We start from the raw sequence: 16664 nt of genomic DNA on the forward strand, positions 1-16664 counted from the left end.
ACGCCTGAGGGGGAGGCAGGTAGGCCATTGTCTGCAACCGGCCCGGAAAGAGGGGAAAAGTGCCCATCCTAGCCGCCAGTGAAATGCGTCTCACGCGGCGTTTGGTTGTCCGCAATATCATGGTGCCGGGTGAGGGATTTGAACCCCCGACCTTCGGTTTACAAAACCGCTGCACTACCACTGTGCTAACCCGGCATGGCGCATGAACGGGTTGCTTTTCGTCGCTAATCGCAGATTCGTCAAGATCTTTCCCGCGCAACGATCATGACAACCTGCACAGCCCCTCGCATCTCGGCGGTACGTTCGCTTGTACAGGGTCATTCCTTTCGATGCGTGTGTGGGCCTGAGAACAACGTAAATTTGAGCCCGATATGTATTCCGATAGTAGCGCAAGCAGCCTTTCTCGGGTCCCCACATGCCGGTTCCATACGCGCACGGACAGAACGAACGTATCCGACCGCTGGGAGTACAGCCGCACACCATCCGGACGCGAGCACCGCAGCGCTCTCAGTTCTTGATAGAACCGTTATGCCTCTCACCGCTGCAACGCCCTGAACCGAACCGGCACGAGAGTTGCCGACAAATCGACCACGCCGCCAAACCGATAACAGGCATCTCTTGGGCCTGTCCCAACTGCGCCACTGCTGATCGGCGGCCCTGGCCTGGATACTGATCTCAGAATGAGGCCTGCGCTTGTCTTATCAGCCCATCCAGCCAGTCCTGATGGCCATTGAGCATCGGGTTGGGCCGGGTAGTGGCCAGTGCTTTGGCGGTTGCCCCGTTCTGGGTCTCCTGCGTCAGGACACGCAGACGGTTGCCAGTCAGCATCTCGACAAGCCAGGCATGATGCACGTCAAGCCGCGTCTCGGTGCCCTTCTCTCCCGCCCAGCCATGCCAGGCCAATCTGCCGGGTCTGCCGTGTTCGGGTGCCACATATTCCGTGACGTGGGCCTCGACAGGGAAACCGAAGGTTTCGAAGGCAAAGTGACATCCTGCCGATAATTGCGGGCCATCGCCGTTGTGAATACGCGGGTTGGCCGAGTTCGCGTAGTAGCGAGGCCATTCGTCCGGATGTGTCAGAAGTGCCCACACGCGAAGCAACGGCACGTCAGCCACGATGCATTCATTGGAAACGAAATTATCCGCCTGGCCGGGTAGGTACCCCTCAGGCCATAGAATGGCGTTCATCACAGGATAGGGGGTCATTGCGGCATCTCCTCTGCACTGCTCCCTGAACTGTCAGATTTGTCCCATCATGAAAAATCATGGTTGATTATTCAGTCCATCACTTCATGTGATGAATCGAACATTCTTCGTGGAGGGGAAAGCTCTTATGGACAGGCTCGGAAGGCTCGATCTCACACAGCTGCGTGCACTCGACCTGCTCGTCACCACACAAAGCGTCACCCGTACCGCATCCCTCATGAGCGTCACACAACCCGCCATAAGCAACATGCTTGCCCGGCTGCGTGAGACCTTTGACGATCCACTCCTCGTGCGTCAGGGGCGGTCACTCGTCTGCACACCCCGCGCGCTTGCCCTAGCCCAGCCATTACGTGCGATTCTGACGCAGCTCGATAGTCTGGCAGAGCCTGTCATTTTCGATCCGGCAACCGCCTCTCTTACCCTGTCTGTTGCCGCCACCGATTATGCGATCCACACGGTTCTCCTCCCCTTCATCGCCCGATTGCGGGTCGTGGCGCCGGGCATACGCATTGCCCTGCATGACCTGAACGGGGAGACAGCGCAGGACCATCTTGAACGTGGAGTTCTCGACTGGGCGTTGCTTTCCAGCGAAGCCTGCACGCCGACGCTGCATGCACAAAAGCTTTTTCATGAGACATGGCTCTGTGCGACCCGTCTTGGGCATCCCGCCCTCTCCGGAGGCATGACACTCGACCGGTTCTGCAAGGCTGATCATGTGATGGTATCGCCGGACGGAGGCGGCTTCGAGGCCATGACAGACGCTGCGCTGCGCCGTTTGAACCTTAAACGCCACGTGGCCGTCTCCGCCTCGGGCTTTCTGACGGTGCCTGATCTTCTGACCCGCACAGATCTTGTCGCCGTGCTGCCCTCACGCCTGCTGGCGACACGTCATGATCTGACGGTTTTCGCGCCACCTGCGCCACTCGTCCTGCCGGGTTTTGACAAATATCATGTCTGGGGAGAGCGCACCCATGCGGATCCTGCCCACCGCGCCTTGCGTAAGCTGCTATCCGATACGTGCCATGACCTGGCACTTCCCTCCTCCAACCAGCACGGCCACAGCCTGACAACCGATGTCATGCCGACCCGCGCGGGGTGAGAGAAATGGCGCAGACATAAAAAAAGCCCGGCACGAAGGCCGGGCTTTTTCCTCGGATCAGACCGAGTAGTACATTTCGAACTCGGCCGGGTGCGGCGTGTGCTCGAACTTGTAGACTTCTTTCCACTTCAGCTCGATGTAGCTCTCGATCTGGTCCTTGGTGAAGACATCGCCTTCGAGCAGGAACGCGAAATCGGCTTCAAGAGCCTGAAGGGCTTCACGGAGCGAACCGCAGACCGTCGGGATCTGGGCCAGCTCTTCCTTCGGCAGTTCGTACAGATCCTTGTCCATGGCTTCGCCCGGATGGATCTTGTTACGGATGCCGTCGAGGCCAGCCATCAGCATGGCGGCGAAGGCAAGGTAGGGGTTGGCGGTCGGATCCGGGAAACGGACCTCAATGCGCTTTGCCTTCGGGCCCACCGAGTACGGAATACGGCACGAGGCCGAACGGTTGGCAGCCGAGTAAGCGAGCAGGACGGGGGCTTCAAAGCCCGGGATCAGACGCTTGTAGGAGTTGGTCGACGGGTTGGTGAAGGCGTTCAGCGCCTTGGCATGCTTGATGATGCCGCCGATGTAGAACAGCGCATCTTCCGACAGGCCAGCATACTGGTCACCTGCAAAAAGCGGCTTGCCATCGCGCCAGATCGACTGATGCACATGCATGCCCGAACCGTTATCGCCAGCGATGGGCTTCGGCATGAAGGTGGCCGTCTTGCCATAGGAATGGGCGACGTTGTGCACACAGTACTTGTAGATCTGCATGAAGTCGGCCGACTGCACCAGCGTAGCAAACTTCGTGCCCAGCTCGTGCTGCGACTGTGCCACTTCGTGGTGGTGCTTTTCGATCGGCAGGCCCATCTCACCCATGGTGGAGAGCATCTCGGCGCGCAGGTCGCCTTCGCTATCGACCGGAGCAACCGGGAAGTAACCGCCCTTGACCACCGGACGATGGCCCATATTGCCTTCCGGGTAGTCCTTCATCGAGGCGTCGGGGCCTTCGATGCTGTCGAGCTGATACGTGCCGTAGTTCGGGCCCGTGCCGAACTTGACGTTGTCGAAAATGAAGAACTCGGCTTCAGGACCGAAGAAGGCGGTGTCACCCAGGCCTGTGGTCTTCAGATAGGCTTCAGCAGCCTTGGCCGTCGCGCGCGGGTCGCGTGCATAGAAATTGCCGGTGCGGGGCTCGACGATATCGCAGATCAGGATCAGCTGCGGCTTGGCCGAGAACGGGTCCATGACGGCTGTGGTCGGGTCGGGCAGGAGCACCATGTCGGATTCGTTGATGGCCTTCCAGCCAGCAATCGACGAACCATCGAACATGAAGCCTTCAACGAAGGTGTCTTCCTCGATGGTGGTGTGCCACTGGGTCGTGTGGTGCCACTTGCCCTTCGGGTCGGTGAAGCGCAGGTCAACCAGCTCGACGGAGTGTTCCTGCATCAGCTCGAAAACGCGCTTTACAGCGGCGCTGTCCGGCTTGCCCGGCTTGGGCGCTGCAATCGTGGAGGACGCAGCCTTGGACGCCGCGGCTGGAGCTTTTTTCGCCATTTGTCAACTACCTGTTTCTGCCTCAAGGGGCCGCACTGATCGGCTGCAAAACGATTAGGACAGGATTCGCGAACTGTCGAGTATTCCAAAGGTTTTTTACGCGTCTGACGCAACGAAAAAGACCCTCTCGGAGCCCCATCAGCCCCCCATATCCCTTTCCGGAAGCAAAACGACGCATGACAGACCAACAGAAATAGCATATCGGAGCGTTTCGCTCCCTTATCGTTGTTTTTTTCTGCCTTGCACGCGACTGTGATGTGCCTTGACCGGTGGAGTCCCGGTTTCGACCGGGCTGACAGCCGGCAGGACTGCGAGACCACGCCCCGTTCACACGACCGGAACCGTGTTAGGCCGCCATCGACACCATGAAGGTGCGACAGCATGCGGGATCAGGCCGATTTTACACCCCGCATTAAGCCGGTATCATGCCCTGTCCCTTTCCAGCGCAGGCCCGGCATGAAAAAACCAAACGCCTTTCTCAGCTCTTTGCCAACCACCATTTTTACCACCATGTCCCAGCTCGCCGCTGCACATGGGGCGGTGAATCTGGGGCAGGGCTTTCCCGATACGGAAGGCCCTGCTGCGTTGATCGATGCGGCTGCGGAGGCGCTGAAAGACCAGCGCAACCAGTATGCTCCTCTGACCGGTCTGCCCGAACTGCGTGAGGCGGTGGCAAGGGCCAATGCCCGCGACTATGGCCTGCAGGTCGATCCGGCGCAGGAAGTGATCGTGACCTCAGGCGCCACGGAGGCGCTTGCCGTCAGCATGATGGCACTCATCGAGCCGGGTGACGAGGTCGTGCTGATCGAGCCGCTTTACGACACCTATCTGCCCATGCTGCGTATGCTTGGTGCCGTGCCGCGCTGTGTGCGGGTGGAAGCCCCTGACTGGCACCTGCCCGAGGCCGATCTGCGGGCAGCCTTTTCGGCCAGAACGAAGCTCGTTCTGCTCAACTCGCCCATGAACCCCAGCGGCAAGGTCTTCACTACGGACGAGCTCGATCTTATCGCCTCGCTTGTGCTCGAGCATGATTGCTATGCCCTGTGCGACGAGGTTTACGAGCATCTGACATTCGGGGTGAAACATATCCCGCTCATGACACGGCCCGGCATGCGCGAACGCGCCATTCGCATTGGCAGTGCCGGAAAGAGCTTCTCGGTAACCGGGTGGAAGATCGGTTACATCACTGCCTGCCCTGATCTCGCTGCCGTCATCGCAAAGGCTCATCAGATCGTCGCGTTTTCCAGCGCACCGAACCTTCAGCGCGCTGTCGCGAAGGGGCTGGATCTGGGAGAGGCGTTCTTCACCGAATTATCCGACAGCCTGCGGGCGCGACGCGACCTGTTTGCCAATGGGCTGCATGCGCTCGGCTTCCCTACCCTGCCCGCTGACGGAAGTTATTTTGTCGTTGCCGACATTACTGCCCACGCCCGGGGACGCGATGACGTCGCGTTCTGCCGTGATCTCGTGGCCGAGGCAGGAGTCGCCGCTATCCCGGTCTCGGCATTTTATGACCCCGAGGGTGCGCCCCCACCGCGCCACCTGATACGCTTTGCGTTCTGCAAGACAGAAGCCGTGCTTCACGAAGCGCTCAGGCGTCTGGCTCTTTGCTACACCTCGACCCCACACGGAGAACCAGTTCAGGAAGGTTGATAGGCTGTCATCTTGCGGGTCGGCACACGCTGATCGAGCGGGGTGGGTTCCACACTGCTTGCCCCGTTGCCCGCCCCACTGGCCGCGGCATCGTCCGGTGCTTCACCGGGCTTCGTGGCCGGGTTGGCTGCGGTCCCCTCGGTAGTGGCCGCCTTGGGTGCGTCCTGCTGCGCGTCGCTATTTATGGTGCTCACATGAGCGGTTTTTTCCTGAGCACCCGTCTCGACATCCCCTGCCGGTTTCGCAGGGGCCATCACCGGATCATTGGCCTCCGGACCAACCGCGCTATAGGGGTCGCTTGGGGGCAGAACATCAATGGGCGGCTGGCTCGAAAGCGGGTTACGCTGAAGTATTGTGCTCGTGTCGCCGGGATAGCGACGCATCAGCCCAAGCAGGGTGCCATTGGTCCAGCCAAAGCCGATCTGCATGGGATATTCACCCCCACCCTTGCCTCCGGTGGCACTGATTGTCGGGGATTCGACATCGTATTTCTCGAGGAGAACACCTGATTTTTCATAGGTGCCGATTACACGCGCCATCCAGCGCCGGGCAATGGTCTCGGCCAGTTCCGTATCGCCGTAGTTGTTGAGCCCCTTGATGGCCATCCACTCCTCAGGTGCCCAGCCATTCGGCGCGTCCCATTGCTGCCCGCTCTCATGGTCAGTCGCCATGATGCCACCGGGCCGCAGAAGCTTGTCCCTGATCGTTTCCGCAACCGCCATTGCCTGATCCTGCGAGGCAATACGCAGGAAAAGAGGCATGGCCGTTGCCGCTGAAAGCACATCGGTCAGGCGACCCTTGCGCCAGTCATAGTCATAAAAGGCCTGACGATCATCGTCCCAGAACACGCGCCGCATGACGGCCACACGCTCATCAGCCCGCTGCCCATAAAGCCTGGCCAGCTTGCGCTGTCCCGTCAGGGCGTAGGCATGTTCAAGCGTCTGCTCCAGATGCACCATCAGGGCGTTCACCTCGATGGGTGCCAGATCGGTCGTGTGAATGGTCGCCAGTGTATGGCCATCGGCCAGCCAGCGTGACGAGAAATCCCACCCGGTTTCCGACCCGGCCCGCAGGTCACGATAGACATCCGCAGGAGGGCGCGATGGGGCGCGGGCAGCCGTTGCAACGTCTTCAGGGTAGCTTTCATCACGGGGCGTATCGAGATCATCCCAATGGCGCAGCAGCAGGGTTCCGTCATGCAGGCGCACCACATGCCGATAGGCCTGACCCGGCTTGAGCGTGTCCGCCCCTTCCATCCAGTAGGCGTACTCTTTCTGCAATTGGGGAAGGTAGCGTTTATAGGCCCCCTGCCCGTCATGCTGCGCCAGAAGATCGACCATCAGCGAGAAGAAAGGCGGCTCTGAGCGGCTGAGATAGTAGGTGCGTGTACCATTGGGAATATGATCATAGCGATCGATCAGCGATGCCATATCGCCGATCATCCCGCGCAGGAGATCCCACTGCCCGGTCTCATACAGACCGATCATGGTGAAATACGTATCCCAGTAATACAGCTCCGAAAAACGCCCACCAGGCACCACGTAGGGATGAGGCAGGGGCAGAAGCGAAGAGTAGGACATGGGCTTGTCAGGCTGACGTGTCAGAACGCCCCACATGCCCTGGATATAATCGTAGATGTTCTCATCCGCCTTGCGTCGATAGGACACATCACGCCTGATCGGCGGCGAGAAGTGCTGCTGATAGAAATCGCGCAGACTGAAATCCGGATGATGCCGCTGCGTTTCCCAGTCGTTCAGGAGATCGGCTGGGGCCTCGTCCGGGCGCGAATCAGCGACATTCTTGAAGTCGGGCGCCAGATGCGCACCGCCGATGGCGGCGAAAAGCCCACCCAGCGCGATGGAAGGCGAACGCAGATCCTGAGGCACGGAGGCGACATGTAGTGACTGTGCGGCTTCGCTTGCTACCGTAACGCGGCGTGATGGTGCCTGCGAGCTTGTGCTCTCGGGCTGCGTCGTTGGTGACGCAACCGGGGAGTCGCTCGCCTTGCTCGCATTATCCGGATTTCGGGTTTGTTTTTCAGTGCCCGTTGCATCGACACGCGCTGGAGTCTGGGGATTCGTTGCGCTGGAAGCAGACGCCTTGGCCCCGGCGCTGTTATCCTGAGCCTGCGCCCAGCCTCCGCCCAGAACGAGCAGGGACACGCCCAGACAAAGCAGTTTCGACGCCGATAAATGTCGCTGTCGTGTCCGGCCCCCGGAGACTGCGGACAAAGGTTGCTGCGAGAAAGCAAGGGAATGGCCCGACTGCGTCATGAATTCTCCTGGAACACGGTCCTTCAGGGGCTGGTTTGCCTTCTCCGTATCAGGCTCCCGGCCTGACCGGGCAGCAGGCTCTTCGCAATCTCGCCCGGACGGCATGGCATTGTTTTGTCATGCGCACCCGCGCTGTCCGATGGCATTTGAGAGCCCTGTTGAGACATGGACGATGCATGCCACTGAAGGACGGGTTTTGATGATGAACAGGCCAGAGCTGAAGAGGTTGCAAAACAGCACACGAACCGTCTTCTTTCTGACGGGGGCCATATTTGCCCTCTGGTCATGCCTTGTCCCCGTTGTGAAACATCATGCAGGGCTCAATGATGGCAGCCTGGGCCTGCTTCTGCTTTGTCTCGGCTGCGGGTCCGTGCTGGGCATGCCTCTTGCCGGATTATGGGTGGGCCGCTGGGGCTGCCGTCCCGTCGCCCTTGGCGGGCTGGGCCTTGCCGGCGCGGTACTGTTGCCCCTGTCATGGCTGAGTTTTCTGCCGGGGCTGGCATTGGGCATTTTCCTGCTGGGCGTCGGGCTCGGTGCGGTGGAGACAGCCATCAACATCCAGGCTGTGGAGGTCGAGCAGCGCAGCGACACGCCCCTGCTTTCAGGGTTTCATGCCTGGTTCAGCATTGGAGGGGCCGTAGGCGCTGCGGCTTCTCCTGTGCTCATCCTGACCGGTATGCCGCTCTGGTCCATCATCCTGTCAGGACAGATCCTTGTGTTTGTTCTGGCCCTTCGTGTGTGGCCCGGGCTGCTGCATCAGCCCGAACCGGGCGGTGGCGAGGGTTTTGCGCTGCCCCGTGGGCTGGTCTGGGTGCTGGGACTCCTGACGGGCATTGCCTTTCTGGCCGAGGGCGCGATGCTCGACTGGGGGGCTGTGTTTCTGCAGGGGCGACCCTCGTTCGGCGTACAGCCGGGCTGGGGCTACGCCGTGTTTGCGACGGCCATGACCCTAGGGCGACTGAGTGGCGACCACGTCATTGCGCTATGCGGGCGTCCGCTCATCATGGGTCTGGGCGGGCTCTGCGCGGGGAGCGGATTTGCGCTGGTCGTGATGGCCCCTGTCGCCCCGCTCGCACTGGCGGGGTTCTTCCTGATCGGGCTTGGCTGCGCCAATATCGTGCCTGTGCTTTACAATTGCGCCGGGCGACAGCGGGTCATGAAAGCCTCGACCGCCGTCGCCGCCATCACCACCCTTGGCTATGCCGGAATTCTGGCCGGACCGGCCCTTGTGGGTGCGGTCGCTCATGCCACCAGCCTCTCCAGCGCTTTCCTCATGCTGGCCGCCCTGATGATCGTCGTGGCCGGATTCTGCCGTCTGGCCCGCCAGAGCTGACGCTACCAACCTGACACCACCAACCCGGCCATCGGGGATGTTTTTTATTCCTCTGTCGGGTTTCCCCTCGCATTTGAAGGGCGGAGAGGCCATGTGTCTGGGTTCAAGAAGGAGCTTTTGGGAATCATGACCTCTCACGCCGACGCCACGCCCCTTTCTGCCCTTGCTGTGACCGATCGCCTGTTTTTCGAACGGGCAGACAGCACCCTGACGCGGGATGAGGCGGAGAAAATCGTCAGCCGGTCGCTTGAGGGCATCGAGGATGGCGAGCTCTTCCTCGAATATCGCGAAAGCGAGTCCATTGTGCTCGATGACGGCGTGATACGCTCCGCCAGCTTCGATACGTCATCGGGGTTCGGTCTGCGTTCCGTCATCGGTCCCGAAACCGGCTTTGCGCATTCCGACGAGATCAGCAAAAGCGCCCTGGAGCGTGCAGCAGGTGCGGTCTCGGTCGTGCGTCAGGGGCGCAGCGGCACACTTGCCGCGCCGCCGCAGGCCACGAACCGCCGTCTTTACGCACCTGAAAGCCCCCTGAGCGATACGGATTTTGCCGCGCGCGCCGCCGTACTGGGTGAGATCGACACCTATGCGCGTGGTCTCGGGCCCGAAGTGGTGCAGGTCTCGGCTAGCATCGCGACAGAGTGGCAAGCGGTACAGATCATGCGCGATTCAGGTTTTCGCACCGCCGATCTGCGCCCCCTCGTCAGGCTCAATGTGTCCGTGGTGCTTGAGCGCGACGGACGTCGCGAGAGTGGCAGCCGCGGTATGGGCGGACGCTACAGCCTGTCACGCCTGCTGGGGCGCGAAACATGGCAGGAAGCGGTGGACGAAGCGGTACGCCGCGCCAAAGTAAGTCTAGAGGCTGGCCCGGCACCCGCTGGCGAAATGGATGTTGTGCTCGGACCGGGCTGGCCCGGCATCCTGCTGCATGAAGCGGTCGGGCACGGGCTGGAGGGTGATTTCAACCGCAAGGGGACGTCGAGCTTCAGCAATATGGTTGGCAAGCGCGTGGCCGCCCCCGGCGTGACCGTGGTGGATGACGGAACACTGGCTGAAGGGCGCGGCTCGCTTACCATTGATGATGAGGGCACTCCCTCGGGTCGCACGGTCATGATCGAGGATGGCATCCTGCGCGGCTTCATTCAGGACCGGCTGAATGCCCGACTGATGGGCGTGGCGCCAACCGGCAATGGGCGTCGCCAGTCCTATGCCCATGCGCCGTTGCCACGCATGACCAACACCCTCATGCTGGGCGGTGATGCCACAACAGAAGAGATGATCTGCTCGACCAGAAAGGGCCTCTATGCGGTCGATTTCGGCGGCGGACAGGTGGACATCACTTCGGGAAAATTCGTCTTTGCCATGTCGGAGGCCTATCTGATCGAGGAGGGCAAGGTGACACGCCCCGTCAAGGGCGCAACCCTCATCGGCAACGGATTCGATGCCATGAACAAGATTTCCATGATCGGTCAGGACGTGGCGCTGGACCCCGGTATCGGCACATGTGGCAAGGCAGGTCAGGGCGTGCCCGTGGGTGTGGGTCAGCCCACGCTGAAACTGGCCGGGCTGACAGTTGGCGGAACAGCCTGACAAAGGCTTTTGGCAGGTACGCCCCTGTCGTGTTCTTGCGCCCCGCCTGATTGCAGGCGAGGCGGGGACGTTCTGAAGCGCGTTGGTTCAGCCCTTGCAGCGGCGTGTGGCGCCAAAAGCCATGCCCGTCACCATGGCCGCATAGACCAGCGCCATATCCCGCTTTGAAAAGACCAGTTCCCAGCCGGGGGTGAAACGCTTTGGGGTTGCCTTGTAATCGACCAGGGCTGAAACCGGACCAAGAGCCAGCGTCACCAGCAGCGCCTTGAACAGGCCCGGCTGTTTTCCAAGGGCCCGATCGTACAGCACGGCCCAGAACAGCACGGCCGCCACATTGGTGGCGGCACCGGTGCCTGAGTGAAGTCCATCAAAATGCCTGACCCGGCTCGCTGCGTCGCCCTTCAGCCAATGGGCCGTGCAATTGACACCGGGGGCAGCACTTCCAGTTCGTATTGCAGAGAGGGCCAGCAAGGCAGCATTGCAGGCGAGTGAACCGTAAAGCGTGATACCGGGAATACGGGATGTCATGAGGCTGTCTCCAGACATAACAAGGCGGCAGTAAACGGAGAAACGTCTGACAAAAGGTTATGATCCCACACGAGTTTCATGCAGCTAATAGAGCGTGAGACAGATCGCACCGCCGGTAATGATCATGGTCCAGAAGATCGAGACCATGATGCGATGGCGTATGGCGCGCAGGGCCAGCACTCTCATCAGCGGATCGAGTTGCCGGTCAATGTCGGTATCGGCCTCATGACCCAGCGCCACAATACGGTCCTCCGGCCGCACTCTCACGGCCTTGCACCACTCCTCTCGAAGCTTCTCCAGTTCGCTGCGTCGGTAGAATCGCTGCGACCGGATACGTAGAGCAGCCGGGAGACACCGGAAAAACCGCAAGGCCCTGAAGAGACCGGATTCTAGACCAAGGAGCCGGGCCGCTGACGCAGTGTCCAGAAGCTCCATGACGGGTAATCTTCTGACGACAGAAGCAGAGTCCCTGTCTCCCTGACGTTCCATGAGGCATCTCCCGCATCACCGATATGTGAACGGCGGATATCCGGACCGGTTCATCACGAATTTCTGATGCTGTGACCTCCTTAAAGTCACGAGCTTCTGAACCAGATTCTAGGTTGGGCAAGTTAAGGAAATCTCTCATGGCAACAGGCTGGGCGCCCGACGGTGCCGTTCAGGATCAGATCGATGATACGATCGCCGATGCAGTAAGCCGTGCACGCGCGGCCATGCCGCATGGTGAGAGCTGCGCCGAATGTGTGAATTGCGGAGAGGACATACCTGTTGCCCGGCAAAAAGCACTGCCGGGTGTGCGGCTTTGCATCGATTGCCAGTCCGAGCGCGACAGGAGGCCGGTTTTTACAGGAATCAACCGTCGCGGAAGCAAGGACAGCCAACTGAGATGAGCGCGGCGTGCGCCATACTGCCTGCAACAATGCGATGTTTGTTCATTCAACATGGAATGCGTGGAGCCTTCTACCTCAGCCTCACAACCTGCATTCTCTTCGGTCTTGCCGGAGGGGCTTTAGCTCAGGGGCAGCCGGTACCGCCCGATTGCATTGAAGGTGCGGTCACCCTGCCGCTTCTGGGTGGATCGGGCGACTCACCGATCATCCCTGCCACGCTGAATGGCCGCCCCATCGCTCTTTATTTCTCTCATGGCTTCGACAGGCTTTATGTCGGGAATATGGATGGGTTCGACACTTACGACACCCACCGATCCGCCATGATCACGACAAACGGGATCTACACTGACCCTCAGCCCATCATTCAGGCAGGGCAGCTGGCCATAGGCCCCCTCGATATGGGAACGCCGGACATGATCCAGCTTGAGGATTATCCAACCCAGAGGATTGGCTCACGGCCTCTGATCGGGGTGATCGGGCGCGAGGCTTTCTCACACCTCGCCGTGCTGGTGGATATGCCCCATAGCGCCTTCGCACTGATCCGGTTCAGCCGTGATGCGGCGTGCCGCTCTGCACCCGCCGCTCTGATCGGCGCTGGGGCGCAAGCCCTGCCTTTACGTGAAAAAGGGCTGATCCCGGTCAGCATTGATGGAGTGACCCGTGATTTCGTGCCTGATGCCGATACACCAGTCACGACGATACCGACGATATGGCTCGACCCGGTAAAGGACGATCCTGCCGACCCGGCAGGAAATTCCGGCGTTGCGCTTTATGGTACCATTCACTCGCACCTCAAGCGCACGACCGTAAAGTCGATGCGTATGGGGGCGATGTCACTCGATCACATGTCGGTCTATGCCCAGGACGATCTCGGCAGGGGGTTGCTCGGAACCGATTTCTTCCAGAATCACATCGTCCTTTTTGATGATCCGGATGACCGGGTCTATCTGCTGCCCAGCGCATCGCTGCCTCAAAAGCCGGGGGAAAACCTCCATTTCGACCGGTTTCGCACCGGTCGAACGAGCGTGGAGGATCTCTCAGGCAGGGCTCGCCGTATCGATCGTAAAAATCGGGCCGGTCAGAGCACAGGCGTCAGAAGCGGCTTGCCCTGAAAGAAAGCGGCAAGGTTGTCGAACACCAGACGCCCCATGGCGTGACGCGTCTCGACGGTCGAACTCGCGCGATGGGCCTGAAGCACCACGTTATCCAGTGCCCAGAATGCTTCATCCATCCTGGGCTCCTGCTCGAAAACATCCAGCCCGGCACCGCGAATGGCCCCGGTCTGCAAGGCCTCGAGCAATGCGGCCTCATCCACCACGCTGCCGCGTGCCACATTGATGAGGAAGCCGGTCGGCCCAAGCGCCTCGAGCATCTCACGATCGATCATGTGGAAGGAGCGTGCGCCGCCCGAGACACACAGCACCAGCACATCGGCCCATTCGGCCAGAACGCGCAAATCCGGATAGAACGGGTATTGGGGTGTGTCACTCTGCTCACGCGAGCTGAAATAGGCGATGGTCATGTCGAAGGCGGCAGCGCGCTTGGCCACGGCCTTGCCGATGGCCCCAAACCCGGCAATACCCAGCTTGCGCCCCTTGAGCGTCCATGAGTTTGGCACGGTTTCATGGCCCCAGCGCCCGGCGCGTACGAAACGATCGCTTGTCGTGATGCCCCGCATCGTATCGAGCATCAGACCCATGGCCATATCGGCAACATCTTCAGTCAGCACGCCCTGAGCCGTGGCCAGACGGATCTGTCGGCGGCGACATTCATCCAGATCGATCCTGTCGTAACCCACGCCATTGACCGAAATGACTTTAAGATTGGGCAGGGCATCCATGATGGCGCGTGGCAAGCCACTGCCGCCACCAGTTGTCACACCCTCTATCCGCTCAGCCAGTGGCCCGAGTGCCTCCAGCGTGGTGAACTGATGCAGATTAAAAGGCGACCCAAGCTGCTCGTTGAAGCTGGCAGGCATCGGGTCGATCATCAGAATATCTGTCTTGGTGGCCATGATACGTCCGTCATGCGGGTTGCAGATCCTGCAACCCTAGGAAGAACCCGACCACTTTGTGCATCACCTTGGCGTGACGCAAAAAATACGCCGATGATGCGTCCACACGTGGCCGGTATGATCCATGCCAACGCGCTCAACTGCGAAAAGGCGCACCGATGCGGGTTTCGACCGGGAAAAGCCCTTCGAAGGCGACACAGATTTCGGCCGGATCTTCAAGAAACAGCGTGCCCATGGTCGAGCCTGTCGTGACCACATCGCCAGCCTTAAGCGGGCGTCCGCGTTCCATAGCGTGATTGGCCAGCCAGGTGAGCAGACGAAGCGGGTCACCCGCCTTGTTGCCGCCTCTCTGATCGTAGCGCTTCTCGCCATTCACCAGCATGGTCATGGGCAGGGTGGTTGGTGTGAAGTCGCGCCACTCGGTAACGCCACGCCCGACCACCAGCACGCCATGGCTGCCCTGATCGGCCAGATGCGACAGATTGTGCTGTGTATCGGGCGCGACGAAACGCGTATCGAGCAATTCGATGGCAGCGTGGATGGCGCCAATGGCGTCGGCCACCTCTTCCACGGTCCAGGGCGTATCACGCGCAGGCAGATCTTTCGCGAAAGAATAGGCTATCTCTGCCTCAACGCCATGAAAGCGGCAGAAGGACGGAGAAAGATCATGCCCGCTTTCGAACACCGTTGCCCGGTGCAGCGGTGCACAGGCCGGAGTCGCTGTGGGTGTGGCTGCGCCCACCTTCCATCCCACGATTTCTCCCTTGCCCGACGCGCTCAATGCGCGTGCCACAACGTCCTGCACCGCATAGGCGGCCTTGGGATTGATGGGAACGATGGTCTCGGGGACGGTATGCAGCGGCTTGTTTGTGCGCCGGGCATCGAGAAGGAGCGAGGCCAGATGTTCATCCGGCGCTGTTTCCCGGGCGGTATCCTGTATCGAAGCGGTCATGAAATCGGTCATTTCCAGAACAAGGTCGTCAGCAAGATGGCATAGGTCGTCATGCACCATCCTTCCGTTCAGCCAGCCGAATGGGGGACAATCTGACCACAGGATCAAGATGACACAAATGTAAGAATTTAGCCATCTTTGGTTTTGAGTTCATGAAGACCCGAAAAGATTGCCTGTCCCGGTCTGTTCGGGTCGGTCGAGCGCGAGAGCCTGAAAAAAGCGCAGATCGAAGCTGCGGGAGACGACATGATGCGCTGCAGCAGTCAGGGTTGCGACCACAAGACATCCCGCTATCAGATACGTGCCGGGGGGAGAACTGGCGGTGATTTTCTCCACCAGAACGGTCGCCAGAGCGAAAGGGATGGCCATAACGACATTCCAGAACACGTAGCTCCATACATGCCCTTTCATCGCCTCAAAGCTGCGCCTGATCCGAAAACCTGCATGCCCGCTTTCCCACGCCACATAGCTCATCATGAGGCAGCGCACGATCAGCCAGATCCAGAAAGCGCCCAGCAGACACAGGAAAAGCATACCCCCTGCCTTCGCCGAAAAACCCGCGTTTCCGTTGACATAATCACTGAGGCTGGAAGCCACCAGCAGGGTCAGTACGGTCGGAAGGCCCTGAACGATCACGTTGACGCCCAGTGACTGCAATGCGCCCCGGTCCAGCCGCCAAAGGGCGACACCTTGCCAGGGTGTCAGACTGGCTCGGGTAACGGTGAGCGTCAGAAACCACATCGCGATCGTGTCGAGACCACCCAGCATCAGCGGCTCGAAATGCGCCGAGACGCCATGACCTGATATCCCGTCCGGCCAGTTCATCTGGCTGATCGCCGCAAACAGACAACTTGCGATGATCAGACCGCCTGACAGCGTCAGGACATCCGTGCGGTTGAGGAAGCCCAGTCGGAAACTCTCGCGCATGAGTCGGCCAGCGTCCGAAAAGGAGATCTTTTTCATTCCCGCAGATCCTGTTTCTGAAGGGCCCGGTAACGGGGAGAGGGAGTCACGAACGAAGATTGCTCAACACTTTTTCACGAGGGAGATAATCTCGCTCGGACACTAACCAGGCGGCAGGGTCATGGGGCGCAGGCGCGGTTTGCGCGCCTTGTTGACCAGCGTATCCAGCGCGGAGAGGAAGCGCGATCGGTCGGCCTTGCCAAAAGCGGCACCACCCGGCGTCATCATCCCCGCCGAACGCAGATCGGTCATGAGATTACGCATGGCCAGCGCCATGCCGATGGCATCGCCATCGAGCACTCGCCCCTTGGGGTCAAGAACATGCACACCTTTTTCGACACAACGTGCGGCGAGCGGGATATCGGCGGTGATCACGATATCATTCTCGACAGAACGCTCCGCAATCCAGTCATCGGCCACATCTGGGCCAGCCTCAACCACCACACGTTCGATCAGGGGAGAGTCAGGCAGGGCAATCATGCGATTGGCCACAACCAGTGTATGCAGGCCATAGCGCCCGGCCACGCGATAGACCTCGTCCTTGACCGGACAGGCATCGGAATCAATGAAGATACGGGTCATGCCGCTACTGTGCCGCAGCCCGATCATCGTCGCAAA

Annotated in this window: 15 protein-coding genes and 1 tRNA gene; 6 read left to right on the forward strand and 10 right to left on the reverse strand. The window is 60.2% G+C overall.

Going from position 1 to position 16664, the window contains the following annotated elements:
* Positions 1 to 120 precede the first annotated feature (120 nt).
* Positions 121 to 195, reverse strand: a tRNA-Thr gene (locus F3J08_RS08570).
* A 480-nt stretch (positions 196 to 675) separates the two neighbouring features.
* Positions 676 to 1206, reverse strand: a complete 531-nt coding sequence (locus tag F3J08_RS08575; protein WP_240149229.1) for an SRPBCC domain-containing protein — start codon at positions 1204 to 1206, stop codon at positions 676 to 678.
* A gap of 127 nt (positions 1207 to 1333) precedes the next feature.
* On the opposite strand from F3J08_RS08575, the gene F3J08_RS08580 reads away from it, so the two are divergent.
* The gene (locus F3J08_RS08580; RefSeq protein WP_166929312.1) at positions 1334 to 2305 is read left to right on the forward strand and encodes a LysR family transcriptional regulator; all 972 of its coding nucleotides are present in this window, start codon (positions 1334 to 1336) and stop codon (positions 2303 to 2305) included.
* A 57-nt stretch (positions 2306 to 2362) separates the two neighbouring features.
* Here F3J08_RS08580 and glnA read toward each other — a convergent pair whose 3' ends face one another.
* Positions 2363 to 3850, reverse strand: a complete 1488-nt coding sequence (gene glnA / locus F3J08_RS08585) for a type I glutamate--ammonia ligase (RefSeq protein ID WP_023978322.1) — start codon at positions 3848 to 3850, stop codon at positions 2363 to 2365.
* A gap of 456 nt (positions 3851 to 4306) precedes the next feature.
* Between glnA and F3J08_RS08590 the strand changes: the two genes are divergently transcribed.
* Positions 4307 to 5503 (forward strand): aminotransferase, encoded by a 1197-nt coding sequence (locus tag F3J08_RS08590; RefSeq protein WP_166929314.1) that lies wholly within the window; start codon positions 4307 to 4309, stop codon positions 5501 to 5503.
* Here F3J08_RS08590 and treF read toward each other — a convergent pair.
* Complete coding sequence (gene treF / locus F3J08_RS08595; RefSeq protein WP_166929316.1) at positions 5491 to 7776, reverse strand: alpha,alpha-trehalase TreF; 2286 nt, start codon at positions 7774 to 7776, stop codon at positions 5491 to 5493. The two genes, F3J08_RS08590 and treF, sit on opposite strands and share 13 nt — an antisense overlap.
* A 199-nt stretch (positions 7777 to 7975) precedes the next feature.
* Between treF and F3J08_RS08600 the strand changes: the two genes are divergently transcribed.
* Both F3J08_RS08600 and tldD read left to right on the forward strand, forming a co-directional pair.
* Entirely contained in the window at positions 7976 to 9109 is a 1134-nt protein-coding gene (locus F3J08_RS08600) for an MFS transporter (protein WP_205206838.1), read from the forward strand.
* Positions 9110 to 9235: 126 nt separating this feature from the next.
* Complete coding sequence (gene tldD / locus F3J08_RS08605; RefSeq protein ID WP_166929318.1) at positions 9236 to 10699, forward strand: metalloprotease TldD; 1464 nt, start codon at positions 9236 to 9238, stop codon at positions 10697 to 10699.
* Positions 10700 to 10786: 87 nt separating this feature from the next.
* On the opposite strand, the gene F3J08_RS08610 is transcribed toward tldD, so the two are convergent.
* Both F3J08_RS08610 and F3J08_RS08615 read right to left on the reverse strand, forming a co-directional pair.
* Positions 10787 to 11227, reverse strand: coding sequence for a hypothetical protein (locus F3J08_RS08610; RefSeq protein WP_240149230.1), 441 nt, complete (start codon positions 11225 to 11227; stop codon positions 10787 to 10789).
* Between the two features lie 84 nt (positions 11228 to 11311).
* Positions 11312 to 11716, reverse strand: coding sequence for a hypothetical protein (locus tag F3J08_RS08615; protein ID WP_166929320.1), 405 nt, complete (start codon positions 11714 to 11716; stop codon positions 11312 to 11314).
* A gap of 137 nt (positions 11717 to 11853) precedes the next feature.
* Here F3J08_RS08615 and F3J08_RS08620 point away from each other — a divergent pair, with 137 nt between their 5' ends.
* A complete protein-coding gene (locus tag F3J08_RS08620) occupies positions 11854 to 12117 on the forward strand; it encodes a DksA/TraR family C4-type zinc finger protein (protein WP_122038400.1) in 264 nt (87 codons plus the stop codon).
* Positions 12118 to 12173: 56 nt separating this feature from the next.
* Positions 12174 to 13229, forward strand: a complete 1056-nt coding sequence (locus F3J08_RS08625; RefSeq protein ID WP_166929322.1) for a hypothetical protein — start codon at positions 12174 to 12176, stop codon at positions 13227 to 13229.
* On the opposite strand, the gene F3J08_RS08630 is transcribed toward F3J08_RS08625, so the two are convergent.
* The 4 genes from F3J08_RS08630 to F3J08_RS08645 form a co-directional block, all read right to left on the reverse strand.
* On the reverse strand, positions 13196 to 14131 hold the full coding sequence (locus F3J08_RS08630) for a 2-hydroxyacid dehydrogenase (protein ID WP_166929324.1): 936 nt from the start codon (positions 14129 to 14131) through the stop codon (positions 13196 to 13198). The two genes, F3J08_RS08625 and F3J08_RS08630, sit on opposite strands and share 34 nt — an antisense overlap.
* Before the next feature lie 136 nt (positions 14132 to 14267).
* Positions 14268 to 15143, reverse strand: coding sequence for a 2-keto-4-pentenoate hydratase (locus F3J08_RS08635; protein WP_166929326.1), 876 nt, complete (start codon positions 15141 to 15143; stop codon positions 14268 to 14270).
* Positions 15144 to 15233: 90 nt separating this feature from the next.
* Positions 15234 to 16046, reverse strand: a complete 813-nt coding sequence (locus F3J08_RS08640; protein WP_166929328.1) for a hypothetical protein — start codon at positions 16044 to 16046, stop codon at positions 15234 to 15236.
* A 102-nt stretch (positions 16047 to 16148) separates the two neighbouring features.
* The gene (locus F3J08_RS08645; RefSeq protein WP_023978310.1) at positions 16149 to 16628 is read right to left on the reverse strand and encodes a YaiI/YqxD family protein; all 480 of its coding nucleotides are present in this window, start codon (positions 16626 to 16628) and stop codon (positions 16149 to 16151) included.
* Positions 16629 to 16664 lie beyond the last annotated feature (36 nt).

This window comes from Asaia sp. As-1742, from assembly GCF_011753235.1.
GTDB classification, from domain to species: domain Bacteria; phylum Pseudomonadota; class Alphaproteobacteria; order Acetobacterales; family Acetobacteraceae; genus Asaia; species Asaia bogorensis_B.